19 protein-coding genes and 1 pseudogene are annotated in these 15800 nt (G+C 69.2%); 14 read left to right on the top strand and 6 right to left on the bottom strand.

Going from position 1 to position 15800, the window contains the following annotated elements; all coding sequences use genetic code 11:
- Window positions 1-19: 19 nt before the first annotated feature.
- Window positions 20-328 (top strand): H-NS histone family protein, encoded by a 309-nt coding sequence (locus tag JAN5088_RS10615; protein ID WP_055682788.1) that lies wholly within the window; start codon window positions 20-22, stop codon window positions 326-328.
- Window positions 329-391: 63 nt separating this feature from the next.
- On the top strand, window positions 392-1096 hold the full coding sequence (deoD, locus tag JAN5088_RS10610) for a purine-nucleoside phosphorylase (RefSeq protein ID WP_055682787.1): 705 nt from the start codon (window positions 392-394) through the stop codon (window positions 1094-1096).
- Here the strand turns inward: deoD and JAN5088_RS10605 are convergent.
- Entirely contained in the window at window positions 1042-1713 is a 672-nt protein-coding gene (locus JAN5088_RS10605; RefSeq protein ID WP_055682786.1) for an inner membrane CreD family protein, read from the bottom strand. The genes deoD and JAN5088_RS10605 overlap by 55 nt on opposite strands.
- Before the next feature lie 548 nt (window positions 1714-2261).
- Window positions 2262-3434, bottom strand: a complete 1173-nt coding sequence (locus JAN5088_RS10600; RefSeq protein WP_055682785.1) for a type III PLP-dependent enzyme — start codon at window positions 3432-3434, stop codon at window positions 2262-2264.
- A 286-nt stretch (window positions 3435-3720) separates the two neighbouring features.
- On the opposite strand from JAN5088_RS10600, the gene JAN5088_RS18915 reads away from it, so the two are divergent.
- From JAN5088_RS18915 to JAN5088_RS19675, 11 genes and pseudogenes are all read left to right on the top strand, one after another.
- On the top strand, window positions 3721-3897 hold the full coding sequence (locus tag JAN5088_RS18915; RefSeq protein ID WP_158448481.1) for a hypothetical protein: 177 nt from the start codon (window positions 3721-3723) through the stop codon (window positions 3895-3897).
- Between the two features lie 105 nt (window positions 3898-4002).
- Complete coding sequence (locus tag JAN5088_RS10595) at window positions 4003-4380, top strand: winged helix-turn-helix domain-containing protein (RefSeq protein WP_055682784.1); 378 nt, start codon at window positions 4003-4005, stop codon at window positions 4378-4380.
- 70 nt (window positions 4381-4450) lie between these two features.
- Window positions 4451-5215 carry a molybdate ABC transporter substrate-binding protein gene (modA, locus tag JAN5088_RS10590; protein WP_055683320.1) on the top strand — a complete coding sequence of 255 codons (765 nt, stop codon included), beginning with the start codon at window positions 4451-4453 and terminating at the stop codon, window positions 5213-5215.
- Window positions 5216-5221: 6 nt separating this feature from the next.
- A complete protein-coding gene (gene modB, locus JAN5088_RS10585) occupies window positions 5222-5914 on the top strand; it encodes a molybdate ABC transporter permease subunit (RefSeq protein ID WP_055682783.1) in 693 nt (230 codons plus the stop codon).
- The gene (gene modC / locus JAN5088_RS10580) at window positions 5911-7017 is read left to right on the top strand and encodes a molybdenum ABC transporter ATP-binding protein (RefSeq protein WP_055682782.1); all 1107 of its coding nucleotides are present in this window, start codon (window positions 5911-5913) and stop codon (window positions 7015-7017) included. The genes modB and modC overlap by 4 nt, the downstream gene beginning before the upstream one ends.
- 193 nt (window positions 7018-7210) lie before the next feature.
- Window positions 7211-8638, top strand: a complete 1428-nt coding sequence (leuC, locus tag JAN5088_RS10575) for a 3-isopropylmalate dehydratase large subunit (RefSeq protein ID WP_055682781.1) — start codon at window positions 7211-7213, stop codon at window positions 8636-8638.
- 133 nt (window positions 8639-8771) lie between these two features.
- Window positions 8772-9047, top strand: a complete 276-nt coding sequence (locus JAN5088_RS10570; RefSeq protein WP_143114638.1) for a hypothetical protein — start codon at window positions 8772-8774, stop codon at window positions 9045-9047.
- Between the two features lie 5 nt (window positions 9048-9052).
- Window positions 9053-10252, top strand: a complete 1200-nt coding sequence (locus JAN5088_RS10565; RefSeq protein WP_158448480.1) for a flotillin domain-containing protein — start codon at window positions 9053-9055, stop codon at window positions 10250-10252.
- Between the two features lie 192 nt (window positions 10253-10444).
- A complete protein-coding gene (locus JAN5088_RS10560) occupies window positions 10445-11701 on the top strand; it encodes a type VI secretion system Vgr family protein (RefSeq protein ID WP_233489763.1) in 1257 nt (418 codons plus the stop codon).
- A gap of 82 nt (window positions 11702-11783) precedes the next feature.
- Window positions 11784-12071: a hypothetical protein gene (locus JAN5088_RS19305; RefSeq protein ID WP_233489762.1), complete on the top strand. Its 288-nt coding sequence runs from the start codon at window positions 11784-11786 to the stop codon at window positions 12069-12071.
- A gap of 368 nt (window positions 12072-12439) precedes the next feature.
- Window positions 12440-12523: pseudogene (locus tag JAN5088_RS19675) on the top strand (hypothetical protein); the annotation flags it as partial.
- A 419-nt stretch (window positions 12524-12942) separates the two neighbouring features.
- Here the strand turns inward: JAN5088_RS19675 and JAN5088_RS19295 are convergent.
- From JAN5088_RS19295 to JAN5088_RS10540, 4 genes are all read right to left on the bottom strand, one after another.
- Window positions 12943-13104 carry a hypothetical protein gene (locus JAN5088_RS19295; protein ID WP_233489760.1) on the bottom strand — a complete coding sequence of 54 codons (162 nt, stop codon included), beginning with the start codon at window positions 13102-13104 and terminating at the stop codon, window positions 12943-12945.
- Window positions 13068-13841 carry a hypothetical protein gene (locus tag JAN5088_RS10550; RefSeq protein ID WP_055682777.1) on the bottom strand — a complete coding sequence of 258 codons (774 nt, stop codon included), beginning with the start codon at window positions 13839-13841 and terminating at the stop codon, window positions 13068-13070. Before JAN5088_RS10550 ends, JAN5088_RS19295 begins: the two co-directional genes overlap by 37 nt.
- A gap of 118 nt (window positions 13842-13959) precedes the next feature.
- A complete protein-coding gene (locus JAN5088_RS10545; protein WP_055682776.1) occupies window positions 13960-14697 on the bottom strand; it encodes a hypothetical protein in 738 nt (245 codons plus the stop codon).
- Between the two features lie 95 nt (window positions 14698-14792).
- On the bottom strand, window positions 14793-15122 hold the full coding sequence (locus JAN5088_RS10540) for a DUF1036 domain-containing protein (protein ID WP_233489759.1): 330 nt from the start codon (window positions 15120-15122) through the stop codon (window positions 14793-14795).
- Between the two features lie 108 nt (window positions 15123-15230).
- Between JAN5088_RS10540 and JAN5088_RS10535 the strand changes: the two genes are divergently transcribed.
- On the top strand, window positions 15231-15755 hold the full coding sequence (locus JAN5088_RS10535; RefSeq protein WP_055682775.1) for a hypothetical protein: 525 nt from the start codon (window positions 15231-15233) through the stop codon (window positions 15753-15755).
- Window positions 15756-15800 lie beyond the last annotated feature (45 nt).

The following is a 15800-nucleotide window of genomic DNA, read 5'->3' as shown; positions in this document are numbered from 1 at the left end:
AAGCAATGGGGAAACTGCCATGAATCTCGAAAAGATGAACCGCGAGGAATTGCTCGACCTGCAGAAGCAGGTCTCGGCCGCCCTCAAGAATTACGACGACCGCCAGAAGAAGGAAGCTCAGACTCGGCTGGAGGCGATGGCTCGCGACATGGGATATTCGCTCAATGATTTCGTCGGCGGCAAGAAGGGCGGGAAATCGGGTGGCGGGGTTCCGAAATACGTCCACCCCGAGAACCCGTCCAAGACCTGGTCCGGCCGGGGACGACAGCCGCAGTGGTTCAAGGATGCCATCGCATCCGGCAAGTCCGAAAAAGACCTGGCGATCTAGACACCGCCACACGGGGGATGGAAAAGGGGTGCCGAGTGCACCCCTTTTTTGTCAGGATATCCGATGACCCCCCACATCCGCGCCGAGAAAGGCCAGATCGCCGAAACCGTCCTGATGCCGGGCGACCCCCTGCGCGCAAAATGGGCGGCCGAGACGTTTCTCGATGCTCCCGAACTGGTGAACGACGTTCGGGGAATGCTGGGGTTCACCGGCACATGGCGCGGCAACCGCGTCACGATCCACGGGTCCGGCATGGGGATGCCCAGCCTGTCGATCTACGCCAACGAACTCATCACGCAGTACGGCGCCAGGACCCTGATCCGCATCGGGTCGGCCGGCGCCATGCAGGAGAACGTCGGCATCCGCGACGTCATCCTGGCAATGACCGCGACCACGATGTCCACGCCGTCGCGCGGCATCCTGCGCGAGCTGAACTTCGCGCCCTGCGCCGACTGGGGCCTGCTGTCGGCAGCCCATGCGGCGGCGGGGGCCAAGGGCTCCCGGGTGCATGTGGGCGGCATCTATTCTTCGGACGTCTTCTACGACGAACGCCCCGACCTGAACGAACAACTGGTTCGCCACGGGATCCTCGGGGTCGAGATGGAGGCCGCGGAACTCTACATCCTCGCCGCCCGCCACGGGTGCCGCGCGCTGGCCGTGCTGACGGTTAGCGACCACCTGCTGACGCACGAGGCGCTGCCCGCGTCGGAGCGTCAGTCGTCCTTCGGCGACATGGTCGAAATCGCGCTGGAATCGGCCTTCGCCTGACTGCGTGCGGGCGCTCGGCGTTGCAGGCTGCGGCCGGGGCCGCACCAGTCCTCGTTCCGCGTCAGCACGATAGTCGGCGTCAGTTCCGCAAAGGCGAGCATCGCACCCTCAAGAAGCGCCAGGTCGGTGGACCGCAGGATCAGGCAGAGCGCCACATAGAGCACGATCAGCAACCCGCCCGGAACCCAGGTCCGCCGCCCCAGCCGCAACCCGATCCACCCGAACAGCGCCACGATCGCGGCAGCCGACCCGACGTAGGCCGCGGTGAAGCCCGCCGGCTCGACATAGGCCACCATGTGAAGCACGACGGTCGACTGTGCCAGGCCGATCGGGATTTGCTGCACCGGGTGGACGAGCCGGTCGCCCCGGTCGACCTGCGGGATGCGCCGGGCAAGGTGAGGCACCGTCCAGACGGCCGAGAAGCCAGCGTCGTTCACGTCATCGTCGGGCAGAAGGGCTGGAGTGAACGCCGGGACCGGCCAGTCGCCCGCCATCGCCACCCGCGTTATGCGTGCAACCGGCACGACCTTCAGGTCCTGCCCGCTGTCAAGCGGCAGGCGGGCCGTGACGGTGCCGATCCCATGCGGATCGCCGACCGCCGCCGTGGAGGCCCGCATTGCCGGTCAGCCTGATGCGAAGGACCGCCCCGGTCCAGATCATGACCTCGCCCGGACACGGTTAGTATCTAACGGCGCGATCAGGCCGATGTCGGCGGAACAGGCCGGCACCTCGAAGATGCCATGCTTGGGGATTTGCGTTGCAAGCGCGGCCTCGAACACCAGCGTCTCGGGCGGAGGAACCAATGGATCGATCCGACCCCGCCGTATGACAGTCACCGTTTTGACCCACGCCTCACATGTCGCCGGGTCCGTCGTCTCGCATTATTCCTGCTGCCGAACGTCGCCCTCGACGGGGATGACCAGCAATGCGTCGGACAGCGTCTGCGGCCCGCCCCATTCGGCGCCCGTTTGCTCGGCCGTCTGCGCCTAGCCTGCAGGATGGCGCCCGCGAAGAACAGCGGGATGAACATCAGAAGCGTCAGCAGGCCGACGATGGGGATCTGGGAGCCGGCAGAACGCATGGCAGACCTTTCGGGTCAGGGTGTCCTGCCGCGCACCCTGACCTTGCCCACGGGTCCGCACAAGACCCGCGGGGCTGGGACACTTCAGATCGCGATGACGTCCAGCGGGGGGAAGCCGTTGAAACAGACCGACGAATAGGTCGAGGTATAGGCCCCGCAGTTGCGGATCACGATCCGGTCGCCCGCGGCCAGCGTTACGGGCAGGTGGATCGGCCGCTTTTCATAGAGGACATCGGCGCTGTCGCAGGACGGGCCGGCCAGGACGCAGGCGCCCGTCTCGTCGCCGTCGCGGGGGGTCGCGATCTGATAGCGGATGGCTTCGCCCTCCGTCTCGGCCAGGCCGGAGAACCGCCCGATGTCGAGATAGACCCAGCGGTGCAGGTCGGCGTCGGACTTGCGCGACACCAGCACGACCTCGGCCGCGATGGCGCCCGCCTCGGCCACGAGACCCCGGCCCGGCTCCGCCATGATCTGCGGCACCTCGCCGAAGCGCGCGGAGATCAGGTCGATGACCGCGGCGGCATAGGCCGTCGGATGCTCGATCGCCTCGCCGTAGAAGGCCGGGAATCCGCCCCCGATGTTCAGCAGTTGCAGGTCGAACCCGGCACCCTGCGCACGGTGCCAGATGGCAGCCACCTGATCCAGAGTGCCGGTCCACATCCGTGCCTCGCGTGTCTGCGACCCGACATGGAACGACAGGCCATGGGGTACCAGCCCCAGGTCGCGGGCGCGGCCGAGCAGGTCCAGCACCTTGTCGGAGGCGCAGCCGAACTTGCGCGACAGGGGCCAGTCGGCCTCCGAATTGTCGACGATCACGCGGATGTAGACGCGCGCGCCGGGCGCGTTGTCGGCAATCTTGGCCAGCTCCTCCTCGGCATCGGCGGCGAACAGGGTCACGCCGGCCTGATGTGCGAAGCGAATGTCCGCGGCCTTCTTGATCGTGTTGCCGAAGGAGACGTGGTCCGCATGGGCGCCCTGCGACAGCACCAGCTCGATCTCGCCGCGCGAGGCGGCATCGAAACCCGACCCGAGGCCAACGAGCCGCTCGATGATGGCGGGATGCGGGTTCGCCTTGACGGCATAGTGGATGTGCGCGTGGCCCAGACCGGCGGACAGGGCATGGAACTGCCGCTCCACCGCGTCGACGTCGATGACCAGCGTGGGGTGGGCGAACTCATGCTCGGCGATGAACGACTCCACACGGGAAGGGGCAAGGGGGGCGATACGGCCGAAGCCGGTTACTGCATTCATGGTCATCTCCGATCAGACCCGGCCATTGGACTTCCGTCCGAGACCGCTCACTTCCAAGGGGAGACGTTACCGTCGCTGCGTAACCGTGCTGCGGAGACCGTTCCGATCCCGCGGGTTGCCGTGCCAGAGGCGCGTGCGTTGGCGTCTATTCGCGTCATTTGGGGCGAAACGGGATTCGGGTCAAGATGTGATTTGTGCGAATTTCCACCGGTTCGGGCACGGACAGGTCGGCCAATGGAACCGTGACCCAAGGTCAGCCGTTGGGCCGCACATGAAAATCGGGAGATTGCACATGACCACCGCACTGAAACTGCTCACCGCCCTGTCGCTCACGGCCATCGTCGCCGGCTGCCAGGCAGGCGGAGACAACCGCGTCGAGACGATCGGAGAGATCGAGGCGACGACCGATACCGCGATCGCGGGCGATACGGTTCCGGCCGTTGGCGGGGCGACGCAAGTCCAGCCCTGATTGAGGCACCATCGACACGACCGACGCCGCGCAGGACCGAGGGTTCGCGCGGCGTTTTCGTTGAACACACTTGCGGACCCGCCGTGCCGCGTCGATCCTGCGGCCATGGCGGACCGTGACGACATTCCCCCGGTGCGGCTGAAGCTGCGGCTCGTCTTCGGCGACCGGCTGACGCTGGGACCGGGCAAGGCGGATCTGCTGGAACGCATCGGGGCCCTCGGCTCCATTTCGGCCGCCGGCCGCGCCATGGGCATGAGCTACAGGCGCGCCTGGTCGCTGGTGGAGGAGATGAACGCCGCCTTCGGCCATGCCGTCGTCCAGAGCACGCGCGGCGGTCCCCAGGGCGGCGGTGCGCATCTGACGCCCGAGGGTCGGCAGGTGTTGACGCTCTATCGCGAACTGGAAGATCGGACGGCCGAGGCGGGCGCCGATCAGATCGTGGCCCTTCGGGGCATGTTGGGGGATATGCCCCAGGGGAAATAGCACTTGCCATCCGCCAGGCCGGGCGGCGATATGTCCGACAGGATACAACGAACCCGGACTGCTCGCCATGATGCCCGCCGCTTTCCTGCGTCCCGCCCTTTTCGCCATGCTCGCTACGGGCTCGCCCACGGCGGCCGATACGGTCACGGTCTTCGCCGCCGCAAGCATGAAGAACGCCATGGACGAGATCGCGACCGCCTGGCAGGCCGAGACCGGCCACACCCTTGCCGTCTCCCTCGCCGGCAGTTCCGAACTCGCGCGCCAAATCGAACAGGACGCGCCCGCGGATGTCTTCATCTCGGCCAACGCCGACTGGATGGACCGGTTGCAGGACGACGGCCTGATCGACGCGGACAGCCGCTTCGACCTGCTGGGCAACGCGCTCGTCCTGGTCGCGCATGGCGACGAAGCAGCGCCGGTGCAGATTGCGCCGGGGTTCGACCTCATGGGCCTGCTGGGCGACGGACGGCTCGCCATGGCGATGGTCGACGCGGTGCCCGCCGGCATCTACGGCCGCGCCGCGCTGGACCGCCTGGGTATCTGGGACGAGGTCGCGCCGCAGGTGGCACAGGCCGACAACGTGCGCGCGGCCCTGGCTTTCGTCGCCACGGGCGAGGCGCCCATGGGCATCGTCTATGCCACCGATGCGGTGGCCAGCGACGACGTCACGGTCGTGGGCACCTTCCCGGCCGACGGCCACCCGCCCATCGTCTATCCCGCAGCCTCCGTTGCGGCCAGCGACAGCCCGCTAAAGGGCGACGTCCTCGATTTCCTGCGCGGCGACGCGGCCCGGGCCGCCTTCGCGCGGCAGGGTTTCACCGTGCTCGTGGACTGACCCGGCTTGGACTGGCTCGGCCCCGAGGAATGGCAGGCTGTCGCGCTGTCGCTGCGCGTGTCGCTCTGGGCCACGCTGCTCAGCCTTCCGCCGGGCATCTTCGTGGCCTATGCGCTGGCCCGCTGGCGATTTCCGGGCCGCCAGGTCCTCAACGGCCTCGTCCATCTGCCGCTGATCCTGCCGCCGGTGGTGACGGGCTATCTGCTGCTCCTGACCTTCGGTACCCAGGGCCCTGTCGGCGGGCCGCTGCGCGACCTCGGCATCGTCCTTGCCTTCCGCTGGACGGGGGCCGCGCTGGCCGCCGGGGTCATGGCCTTTCCCCTGATGGTTCGCGCCATCCGCTTGTCGATCGAAGCGGTGGACCCCCGGCTCGAACAGGCGGCGGCAACGCTCGGGGCATCGGGGCCGTGGGTTTTCGCCACCGTCACGCTGCCGCTGATCCTGCCGGGGGTGGTGGTCGGCGCGATCCTCGCCTTCGCCAAGGCGATGGGAGAGTTCGGGGCCACGATCACCTTCGTCTCCAACATCCCCGGCCAGACGCAGACCCTGCCGTCGGCCATCTATGCCTTCCTCCAGGTGCCGGGCGGCGAAGCCTCGGCCCTGCGGCTCGTCGTGGTCTCCATCGCCATCGCCATGACGGCGCTTCTGCTGTCCGAAGTGCTGGCCACCCGCATCGCCCGCCGGGTGCGCGGCGCATGAGCCTGTCCGTCGCCCTGCGGCACCGCCTGCCCGCCTTCGATCTCGACGTGGCGTTCGACGCGCCGCCGGGGGTTACCGCCCTGTTCGGCCGGTCGGGATCGGGCAAGACGACCGTCGTCAACGCCGTGGCCGGCCTGCTGCGTCCCGACGCGGGACATGTTGCCGTCAACGGGCGCACACTGTTCGACAGCTCCGCGCGGCGCTGGCTGCCGCCGCACCGCCGCCGCATCGGCTATGTCTTTCAGGAGGGGCGGCTGTTCCCCCATCTGACGGTACGCGGCAACCTGCTCTACGGTCATCGCTTCGCGGGCGACCGGCGCGCCGGGGCCGGGCTGGACCGCGTGGTCGGAATGCTGGGCATCGCGCCCCTGCTGGCGCGCCGGCCCGCCGATCTGTCGGGCGGCGAGAAGCAGCGCGTCGCCATCGGCCGCGCCCTCCTGTCAGCGCCGGAACTGCTGTTGATGGATGAACCCCTCGCCGCGCTCGACGAGGCGCGCAAGGCCGAGATCCTGCCCTATCTCGAACGTCTGCGCGACGGCACCGACATCCCGATCCTGTACGTCAGCCACGCCGTCGCCGAAATCGCGCGTCTCGCCACCACCATCGTCGTGCTGGACGACGGGCGCGTGCTGCGGCAGGGGCCGGCGGCCGAGGTGCTGGGCGACCCTGCGCTGGCTCCCGCTCTGGGCGTGCGCGGCGCGGGGGCCATCCTGTCGGCGCGGGTGGTGGCGCATCACAATGACGGGCTGACCGAACTGTCGGTCGAGGGCGGGCGGCTGTTCCTGCCACGCATCGGCTCACCCGCGGGTGCCGCGATCCGCGTCCGCATCGCGGCGCAGGATGTGATGCTGTCGCGCGGCCGGCCCGACGCGATCTCGGCCCTCAACATCTTGGAGGGCACGGTGCGCGAGGTGCGGGCGGGCGACGGCCCAGGCGCGATGGTGGTGGTCGCGATAGGCAGCCAGACGGTGCTGGCCCGCGTCACCCGGCGGTCCTGCGCGGCCCTGGGGCTGGCCCCCGGCATCCCCTGCCACGCGATTATGAAATCCGTCGCCGTGGCACCCGGCGACATCGGCACCGGCGCCCGGGACGCGGCCGGCTGACCCCGGCGGACGCATCCGCCATTGCGGCGCAGGCCCGGTGGCAGTATCCCGTGGCCATGCCCCGGATCCACGCCCTCAGCGATCGCGCGTTCCTTCCCGGCCGGTTCTTCGGACGGGCCTTCCGCGGCATGGGCGGCTGACCGGCGCGCCGCCGCGCCCCCTGCCCTTTCCCATTCTCCAAGGATCAACCGCGATGACCCGCCCGACCCCCACAGGCAAGACGCTCTACGACAAGATCTGGGACGCGCATCTGGTGCACGAAGCCGACGACGGCACCTGCCTGCTCTATATCGACCGCCATCTCGTGCATGAAGTCACCAGCCCCCAGGCCTTCGAGGGGCTGCGCATGACCGGCCGCACGGTCCGCGCGCCCGAACGCACCATTGCCGTGCCCGACCACAACGTGCCCACCACGCTCGACCGCGAGAAGGGGATCGAGAACGAGGAGAGCCGCATCCAGGTCGAGGCGCTGGACCGCAACGCGCGCGAGACGGGCATCCACTACTATCCCGTCAGCGACGTGCGGCAGGGGATCGTCCACATCGTCGGCCCCGAACAGGGCTGGACCCTGCCCGGCATGACCGTCGTCTGCGGCGACAGCCACACCGCGACCCACGGGGCCTTCGGCGCGCTGGCCCATGGCATCGGCACGTCGGAGGTGGAGCACGTGCTGGCCACCCAGACCCTGATCCAGACCAAATCGAAGAACATGAAGGTCGAGATTACCGGCAAGCTGCGCCCCGGAGTCACCGCCAAGGACATCACCCTGACCGTCATCGGCCGGACCGGCACGGCGGGCGGCACCGGATACGTCATCGAATACATGGGCGAGGCGATCCGCGACCTGTCGATGGAAGGCCGCATGACCGTCTGCAACATGGCGATCGAAGGCGGAGCCCGTGCGGGCCTCATCGCGCCCGACGAGACGACCTTCGAATACTGCAAGGGCCGCCCCCACGCCCCCAAGGGCGCGCAGTGGGAAGCTGCGCTGAACTGGTGGCGGACGCTGAAATCCGATGACGACGCGCATTGGGACAAAGTCGTCACCATCGACGCCGCCGAGATCGCGCCCGTCGTCACCTGGGGCACCTCGCCCGAGGACGTGCTGCCCATCACCGCCCGCGTGCCGGCACCCGGCGACTTCAAGGGCGGCAAGGTCGATGCGGCGAAGCGGTCGCTCGAATACATGGGGCTCACCCCCGGCACGCCACTGGCGGAGGTGGAGATCGACACCGTCTTCATCGGCAGTTGCACCAACGGCCGGATCGAGGATCTGCGCGCCGCCGCCGAGATCCTGCGCGGCAAGCGGATCAAGGAGGGGATGCGCGCCATGGTCGTCCCCGGATCAGGTCTCGTGCGCGCGCAGGCCGAGGAGGAGGGGCTGGCGCAGGTCTTCATCGACGCCGGTTTCGAATGGCGGCTGGCCGGCTGCTCCATGTGCCTTGCCATGAACCCCGACCAGCTTTCGCCGGGCGAGCGCTGCGCGGCCACGTCGAACCGCAACTTCGAGGGACGGCAGGGCCGCGGCGGCCGCACGCATCTGATGTCGCCCGCCATGGCCGCCGCCGCCGCCGTGACCGGACGCCTGACGGACGTGCGCGACATGATGCAGCCGGGCTGACACGCCGGTTCCAGACGTTTCGATGAGAACGGCTGTGATTTTCCGGCGACGCCGCGCCGGTCATCGGCGCGGTATCCGTCGCTTCGGGGCGCTTCCAGTTCCCCCGTCCGTCGCCTCCTGAAACATGGCGGCCATGACGGCGCTTCTCTCGGCAGGCGAATTGCGGCCCGTCCTGATCGCGGCAGCGATCGTCGTCCTGCTGTTCGCCCATGAGGTGACGCTGGCCGCCGTCGGCGGCGGGTCGGCGCTGGGCGCGGACGGCGGTCCGGGCGACGCCGCGCCGGACATGGATTGGGACATCGATCTGGACGCGCCCGATGGCTTCGACACCACCGATGTCGGGGCGGCCGGATTCGACGCGCCCGCCGCCGACGCCCCGACCGCAGCCACGGCCGCCGCCGCGGGGTGATCGTCGTGGGCGTCGCGCGGGCGGGCAGCCCGGCGCAGGTGCGCTTCGCGGATGCGCACGGCAACGCCCACCGCCTGATGGCCGAACCCCTGGACGCACGCGACGAGATTCCCGCCGGCCTCGCCGGCCTCGCCCTGCTGGTGGTCGGTTTCATCTTTTCGCGCATGTATGTGCGGTCCAAACGCGAGGTGAGCCTGGTCAAGGCCGGCACCGGCGGGCGCAAGGTCATGATCGACGGCGGCACGTTGGTCGACGGCCTGCGGTCGGTTGCGGCCAAGATGGACATCGACCAGCTGCACGAGAACCGGTCCGACTTTGTCCAGCGGGTGCAACAGGCCGTGGCGGAGGATCTTTGCAAGACCGGTCTGGAGCTCGAGACCGTTGCGCTGACGGCACTGGACCAGACCCCGCTCGACAGTCTGGATGAGAACAACGTCTTCAACGCCGCCGGCATGAAACTGCAGGCCGAGCGCATCGCCGAGAGCCGCAAGCGCCGCGCCAAGATCGAATCGGAGGCACAGGTCGCCGTCGTCCGCTCGGTCCAGGAGGGCGAGATCAAGCGCTATGCCGTCGAGCGCGAGCAGGACCAGGCCCGCGTCGAACAGCGCGTCGCCATGGAGAAGCTTGCCGCCGAGGAGTTGTCGCAAAAGGCCCCCGCCGCCGAGGAGGCCGAACCGAACGCCGCGGCCGACCGCGCGGCCGCCATCCTGGAACCGGCCCGCGCCGAGGCCGAGGAAGTCACCATCCGAGCCCAGGCGTTCCGCGACGAGAAGCTGGCCGAAGCCGAGGGCACGAACGCCCTGATCGCCGCCGAGAACTCGCTGTTCGCGGAAATCATCGAGATGCGCCTGCAGATCGAGCGGCTGCGGATCATGCCGGGCCTGATGGAGGCCATGGTCAAGCCGGCCGAGAAGATCGACCGCATCACCATCCACAAGGCCGACGGGCTGGGCGGCGGATCGTTGTCGGACGGCGGCAGCGGGTCGGGCGGCGGCAACGCCATCGACCAGGCCTTCGACCAGATCCGCCAGAATGCAGTCGCCCTGCCCGCGATGCAGGCGATCGGGCGCATGGCGGGGATCAACCTCGACGGATCGGTGTCCGACCTGATGGGCCACGTCGCCGCCGTCGTCCCGGTGAACCAGCCGCAGGCCCCGACGGACCCGGCCCAGGTGACATCGGCCCACGCGGGCGAAAAGGCCTGATCGGGAAACGATCACCCGCCGTTTGCGCGCCGGTCCGCCGCCCCGTGTCGCGTGGCGCACGGAGCGGACCAAAGGACGTCAAGATGCATTGGCGAACCCTGCGTCATGCCGCAGAGCGCATATCCTGCGGACCGACCGCCCCATCGCATTTTCGGGGCGGTGCGTTTTCTCTCCGGGGGATCGCAGGTGAACATGCCATTCAAGCAGGATGCCCGAATCGGCCGGCTGACGACGGTCCTGGGCAAGGACAGCCTGGTCCTGCTGCGCTTCAGCGGCGGGGATCGGATGAATGGCCTGTTCGACTGTCGGATGGAAGCTTTGGCCACCGGCCATGACGTCGACTTCGACGCGCTGATCGGCACCCATGCCATGGTGGAGAGCGACACCCAGAACAATGGCCCGCGCGCCTTCGACGGCATCGTCGTCCGCACCTCCTGCGCCGGGACGGGGGAAAACGGCAACCGCTACGACCTGGTGCTGCGGCCCTGGGCCTGGCTTGCCGGACGGCGTCGCAACCAGCGCATCTTCCACGACATGACCGCGCCGCAGATCCTGAACCAACTGCTCGGCGCCCATGCCGGGCTGGGCGATCCGCACCTCAGGATGCGGTTGACGCAGGACTATCCGATCCTCGAATACACCGTGCAACACGGCAAGACCGGTCTGGATGTCGCCACCCGCCTGATGGAGCGGTTCGGGGTCAGCCATCCCTACTCCCACGCCATGGTAAGCCACATCATGGTGCTGACCGACGATGTCGAGAGCCATGAGGTCGTGGCCGGTGGAGGCCGCGTCTTCCGCGGCGTCGACGGTCATCACTTCTCGGACGAGGAGCATTTCTGGGCCCTCCACCCGGAACGCAACCTGACGACCGGCGCGGTGCGGCTGACCGACTACAGCTTCAAGACGCCCAACGCCGCGATGGAGGTGGATCGCACCGGCGACGCCGCCCATGCCGAAGGCCGGATCGAGAGCTTCGACTACCCCGGCGACTTCCTCGACCAGGGTGAGGGTCGCGGCACCGTCCGCCGCCGGATGGAGGAGGAGCGCGGGCACGACCGCCGCTTCCACGCCGAGGGCGACGTCACCTCGCTCAAGGCCGGGATGGTGGTCGAACTGACCGGCGAACCCACGCCGGGCCTGCCCGAAGCGCGGATGCTCTGCCTCGTCGCCCGGCGTTCCTACGTCTCCGAAGGCTACGGCACCTCCGACCGGGGCAGCGACGGCTATGCCTATTCGGGCAAATACGTCCTGACCCCCGTCGACGCGCCCATGCGGCCGGACCGCAAGACGCCTCGTCCCATCATGAAGGGACCGCAGACCGCCGCCGTCGTGAGCGAAGGCGAGATCGACTGCGACGAATACGGCCGCATCCTGGTGCGGTTCCACTGGGATCTGGACAACAGCATCTCCATGCGCTGCCGCGTCAGCCAGAACTGGGCGAGCTAAGGCTGGGGCGGCATGGTCATCCCCCGCATCGGCATGGAGGTCGTCGTCGGATTTTCTGGACGGCGACCCCGACAAGCCGCTGGTGACGGGCTGCGTCTACAACGGCGCCAATGAGCCACCCTATCCGCTGCCGGCGAAGAAGACCAAGTTCCCCTTCAAGACCGACACCCACCAGGGCGCCGGCTTCAACGAGTTGATGTTCGGGGAGGAGAAGGACAAGCAGATCGACATCCTGAACGACCGGAACAAGACTATCGGCCGCGACCAGTCCGAATCGGTGGCCCGTGACATGTCGTCGGCAACATCCACAGGCAGGACATCTATGCCGACCATCTGGTCCAGACCGGCCGCAACCACGAGGAGACGGTGAAGGACCGCCATGTCCTCGACGTCAATCAGTCGATCACGAACAACACCTAGCTCCACATGCTGATGGCCTTCGACAAGTTCGTCATCAAGGGACCGGGCGACAAGATCACCATCGACGCCACCGGCATCACGCTGGAGGCCGCCAGATCCGCCTGAAGGGCAACGTCACCATGAGCAACGGCGCCGGCGCGCAGGTTCCCACGGTGCAGGGTGCCATCAACGCCGGCCTGCCGCTGGTCGAGAAATGCATCAAGCAAAAGGGCGAGGACGTCTGATCCCACCGTCCGGCCGCGCGGCCGATCCGTCCTTCGCGCGCGCCGGCCCGACCTGCTAGCGTGCGGCGATTGTCCTGTCTGGAGGATTTTTGCGATGCCCTCCATTGCCCGTCTCGGCGACAAGCATGTCTGCCCCTCGCATGGGGAGAACGCCATGGTATCCGGCGGCACCACCATGGCCGACGGCCGTCCCGTGGGCCGGGTGGGAGACGAGACCGGCTGCGGCGCGGTCATCGTCGAGGGCGACCTTGCCCGCGGCGGCTGCCACCATCGGCATGCCCGTGGGCGCGGCCCAGTCCACGCCGTCGCGGTTGCGCAACTGCTTCGGGATCGGGTGCATCCGGGGGCCGAAGCCGCTGGTCCGGGTTCCGGCGACGGGCGTGACGAAGGCCCCCGACAGGCCGCCGCCCGCCGTGGCCTCCGGGTCGAAGCAACCGAACCCCGGGGCGTTCGGCACGACGAAACAGGCCATCGGCCCCGACGGCCCCTCCACCCCCGCATAGAGCACCGCCGCAGCGCCCTCCCCCGGCCCATGCAACAGGACGAGCCGATCCCCCGGCTGCGCGTTGCGATCGAGGTCGAACCGCTTCGACATCATCACCAGCAGTTCGCCCGTGGCCGACCCCGCCAGCCCGCCGCGCAGCGCGGCCTCCGGATCGCGTCCAGCAGGCGGACGTCGCGGGTGGCCGCCGCCTCGTCGCGCAGGGCGCGGCTGCGGTCCATCAGGTCGTCGTCGAGCCAGGGGTCGGCGGCCTCCACGAACCGCTCGGCGCCGATCTGCGCGACCGTGAAAGCATAGCCCTCGGGTCCATAGAGCGACATCTGCAACAGGTCGCCCTCCGGCCAGCCGCAGGCCGATCACCGATCCCACGGGCAGGGCATCGAGCGGCCAGCAGCGCGCCGAGGGGCTGGGGCAGGCGGACGACCACGACGCGATCCTCGAACAGGGGCCGGCGCCGGACTTCGGGAAGAACGGTGGCGACGCTTGTGGTGTTCTCGATGGCGGTGCGGGTGAAGGTCACGCGCTGAACCGTCTCACCGGTGTCGAGTGCCGCGCCCCAGCTTCCGGCGGCGGCCTCGGCCTCCTCTCCGGTCAGGGTGCGGCCGGGGGCGGCAGGGGCCTCGGTGCCGTCGTCCAGAAGGCTGGCCAGGTCTTCGGTCCTCTGTGCCTGGAACAGCGCGAAATCCTCGCGGGAGGACAGCAGCGCCGTGGCGAGCCTTGCCGCCTGCATCAGCAACGGTGTCGCGATCACGCCGACCGGACCTGCGCCTATGCGATCGGCCAGGGTGGGCGGCGTCGTCAGGGTGCTGGGGGCGCCCGCTTCCTCGTCGGCCAGCCGCAGGATCAGCGGATCCCCCCGCAGCCGGACCAGCGCGGACCGGTCGAAAGCGGCCGAGGACCCGGGCGCGCCGGTCTCGACCTGCACCATCTCCGGCCCGTCGAAGGTGCCCTGCCTTTCCGGCAGGCGCTGCCAGATCAGCCATCTGCCGGCCATGGCCACCAGAACCGTGACGGCGGCACCGCCGCGCGTCAGCCGCCGTCGCAGCCCGCGGCGACGGGACTGCCGGGCGGACAGGGTGAAACCGGGATCGACGTCCAGTGGCCCGTCCGCCTTAGCGGACGATGCCCCCGCCGATACGGCCGAACCCGCCCAGGGATGGCGCGGTCGCGGCGGCGGGCGGGGCGGCCGGCTCGGATCGCGTCTGCGCTGCGGGTCGGGACGAACGGTTGCCCGGCTGCGCGCGCGCGGGCGACGCCCGCACGACCGAGGGCTGCGGCGCCGGGGTCGGGCAGGCCACGTCGTCAGCCGCGATCAGGTGCCGCCAGAGCGCGGCGGTCGGCGCATCGTCCGGGGGCGGACTGCCCCCCGCCTCGACATAGCGCCGGACGGAGGCCGCGGAGCCACGACCCCATTGCCCGTCGATTCCCGTGCGGTAGCAGTTCATCCGCGCAAGCTCGATCTGAAGCGCCCGCGCCATCAGCCCGTCGGGCGGATCGAAGGCCCCGTCCTCGACCAGGCGGGCGAAGGCCTCGGCATCCTCCCGACGCATCGCCTCCCGCGCGGCAAGGTTGTCCCAGGCGATGGGCTCGCCGTCCGGTCCGATGGCCAGCGCCCCGCCCGCGCCGGACCGCAGCCCCAGCAGGATCGAGGGGCGCGGCAGGCCGTCGTCGGGCGACAGGCTCGACATCCGCATGTCGGGCGACGGGTCGAATACGCGGACCTCGATCGGCGTGACGGGAACCGTGTCGGCCATGACGGGGCTCAGCATGGGAACGTCCTGCGCCGATGCCCCGACCGGCACGGCCAGCATCGCGCCCGTCAGCGCCAGGATCGTCGCGGTCCGCATCATGGACGTGACCTTAGCCCAGCGACGTGCGGCCGCAAAGAGGTCAGCCCGGCTGCGCCAGAAACAATGTCCAGCGTTCGCTGCGCCGGGTGTCGACCTCATGGAACTGCGCATCCAGATAGCCCCGCGCCAGGCAGTCGCGCTCGCCCCCGGATGACGAAACGCTCGGGCGCAAGGCGCATGGCCACACCGCCGGGCAGAAGCGGTTTGCCGAAAACATCCTGCGCGAAGACATAGACATATCGCGCGTCCAGCTCCTCCTCGATCCGGTCGACGCATTGATTCGGCCCGACCGTCCAGCAGCCCCGCGTCTCGAAGGTGTCGCGGACGTATCGGCCGAGCGCCAGGTTCGCGACGTCGAAGCTCTGGTTGCAGACGGCGAACTGCGCGTCCGCCGCCGCCACCGGCAGGATCGTCAGCGCCGTCACGACGACACCCCGGGCATGCGAATGGGGGAGAGGCAGAAAACCATCGTTTCCGATCTATGCACGGAGTTCGAGGATGCAAAGCGACAATCCGGCTGCTAGCCTGCACCGATGAAAGTCGTTCTTCTCGTTGCCGCCGGGCTGTTCGCCGCCGCGTCCCTCGGTGGGCTGGCCCTTGCAGCCGCGCGCCGCGGCGATGGGTCCATCGGGTTGAGGGACATGCTGGCGCGCAACGCCGACGCGCCCGTGCCATCGAATCGCACCGGCGGGATCGGCCGCGATCCGGTCCCTGACGTCGGATCCCATGCCGATGTCATGCCGAACGGCGGCAACCCGGGACAGGTCATGGCCGAAGATGCCGGGCCGGGCATCCCGCCGGTGCAGGCGGGCACGGATACCTTTCCCTTCACCGTGCCGGCGGCCGACGGCGGGACGCTCGACGTTCAGCGGCCCTCGTCCCGAACGGCTCCCGGTCGTCTTGCCGATGCCGTTCCCGCCGCTTCGGCGCCCATGTCCAGGCGCGACCCGATCGCCCGGCCGTCTCGCACGGTAACGAATTTTGCGCGCGCCGACGTCGCACCCGCGCGTCTGTCCGTATCGGAACCCTCCGTCTGGATGACGGGTGTTTATCGCTGATCCGTCGCATCGGGTTGACACGCCAGCGGCGGCGGCGGACCTTCC

The organism is Jannaschia rubra, from assembly GCF_001403735.1.
Classification (GTDB): domain Bacteria; phylum Pseudomonadota; class Alphaproteobacteria; order Rhodobacterales; family Rhodobacteraceae; genus Jannaschia; species Jannaschia rubra.
Note: the sequence above shows the minus strand (reverse complement) of the source record. Positions and strands in the feature narration are given on the sequence as shown.

Bases quoted from the DNA above. Each gene is read 5' to 3' on its own strand.
- leuC (WP_055682781.1), top strand. From the start codon at position 7,211: ATGACCCGCCCGACCCCCACAGGCAAGACGCTCTACGACAAGATCTGG.
- JAN5088_RS18915 (WP_158448481.1), top strand. From the start codon at position 3,721: ATGACCACCGCACTGAAACTGCTCACCGCCCTGTCGCTCACGGCCATC.
- modC (WP_055682782.1), top strand. From the start codon at position 5,911: ATGAGCCTGTCCGTCGCCCTGCGGCACCGCCTGCCCGCCTTCGATCTC.
- modA (WP_055683320.1), top strand. From the start codon at position 4,451: ATGCCCGCCGCTTTCCTGCGTCCCGCCCTTTTCGCCATGCTCGCTACG.
- JAN5088_RS10570 (WP_143114638.1), top strand. From the start codon at position 8,772: ATGACGGCGCTTCTCTCGGCAGGCGAATTGCGGCCCGTCCTGATCGCG.
- JAN5088_RS10545 (WP_055682776.1), bottom strand. From the start codon at position 14,697: ATGATGCGGACCGCGACGATCCTGGCGCTGACGGGCGCGATGCTGGCC.
- JAN5088_RS10535 (WP_055682775.1), top strand. From the start codon at position 15,231: ATGAAAGTCGTTCTTCTCGTTGCCGCCGGGCTGTTCGCCGCCGCGTCC.
- JAN5088_RS10605 (WP_055682786.1), bottom strand. From the start codon at position 1,713: ATGCGGGCCTCCACGGCGGCGGTCGGCGATCCGCATGGGATCGGCACC.
- JAN5088_RS10615 (WP_055682788.1), top strand. From the start codon at position 20: ATGAATCTCGAAAAGATGAACCGCGAGGAATTGCTCGACCTGCAGAAG.
- deoD (WP_055682787.1), top strand. From the start codon at position 392: ATGACCCCCCACATCCGCGCCGAGAAAGGCCAGATCGCCGAAACCGTC.
- JAN5088_RS10560 (WP_233489763.1), top strand. From the start codon at position 10,445: ATGCCATTCAAGCAGGATGCCCGAATCGGCCGGCTGACGACGGTCCTG.
- JAN5088_RS10595 (WP_055682784.1), top strand. From the start codon at position 4,003: ATGGCGGACCGTGACGACATTCCCCCGGTGCGGCTGAAGCTGCGGCTC.
- JAN5088_RS10600 (WP_055682785.1), bottom strand. From the start codon at position 3,434: ATGACCATGAATGCAGTAACCGGCTTCGGCCGTATCGCCCCCCTTGCC.
- JAN5088_RS10550 (WP_055682777.1), bottom strand. From the start codon at position 13,841: ATGGCCGGCAGATGGCTGATCTGGCAGCGCCTGCCGGAAAGGCAGGGC.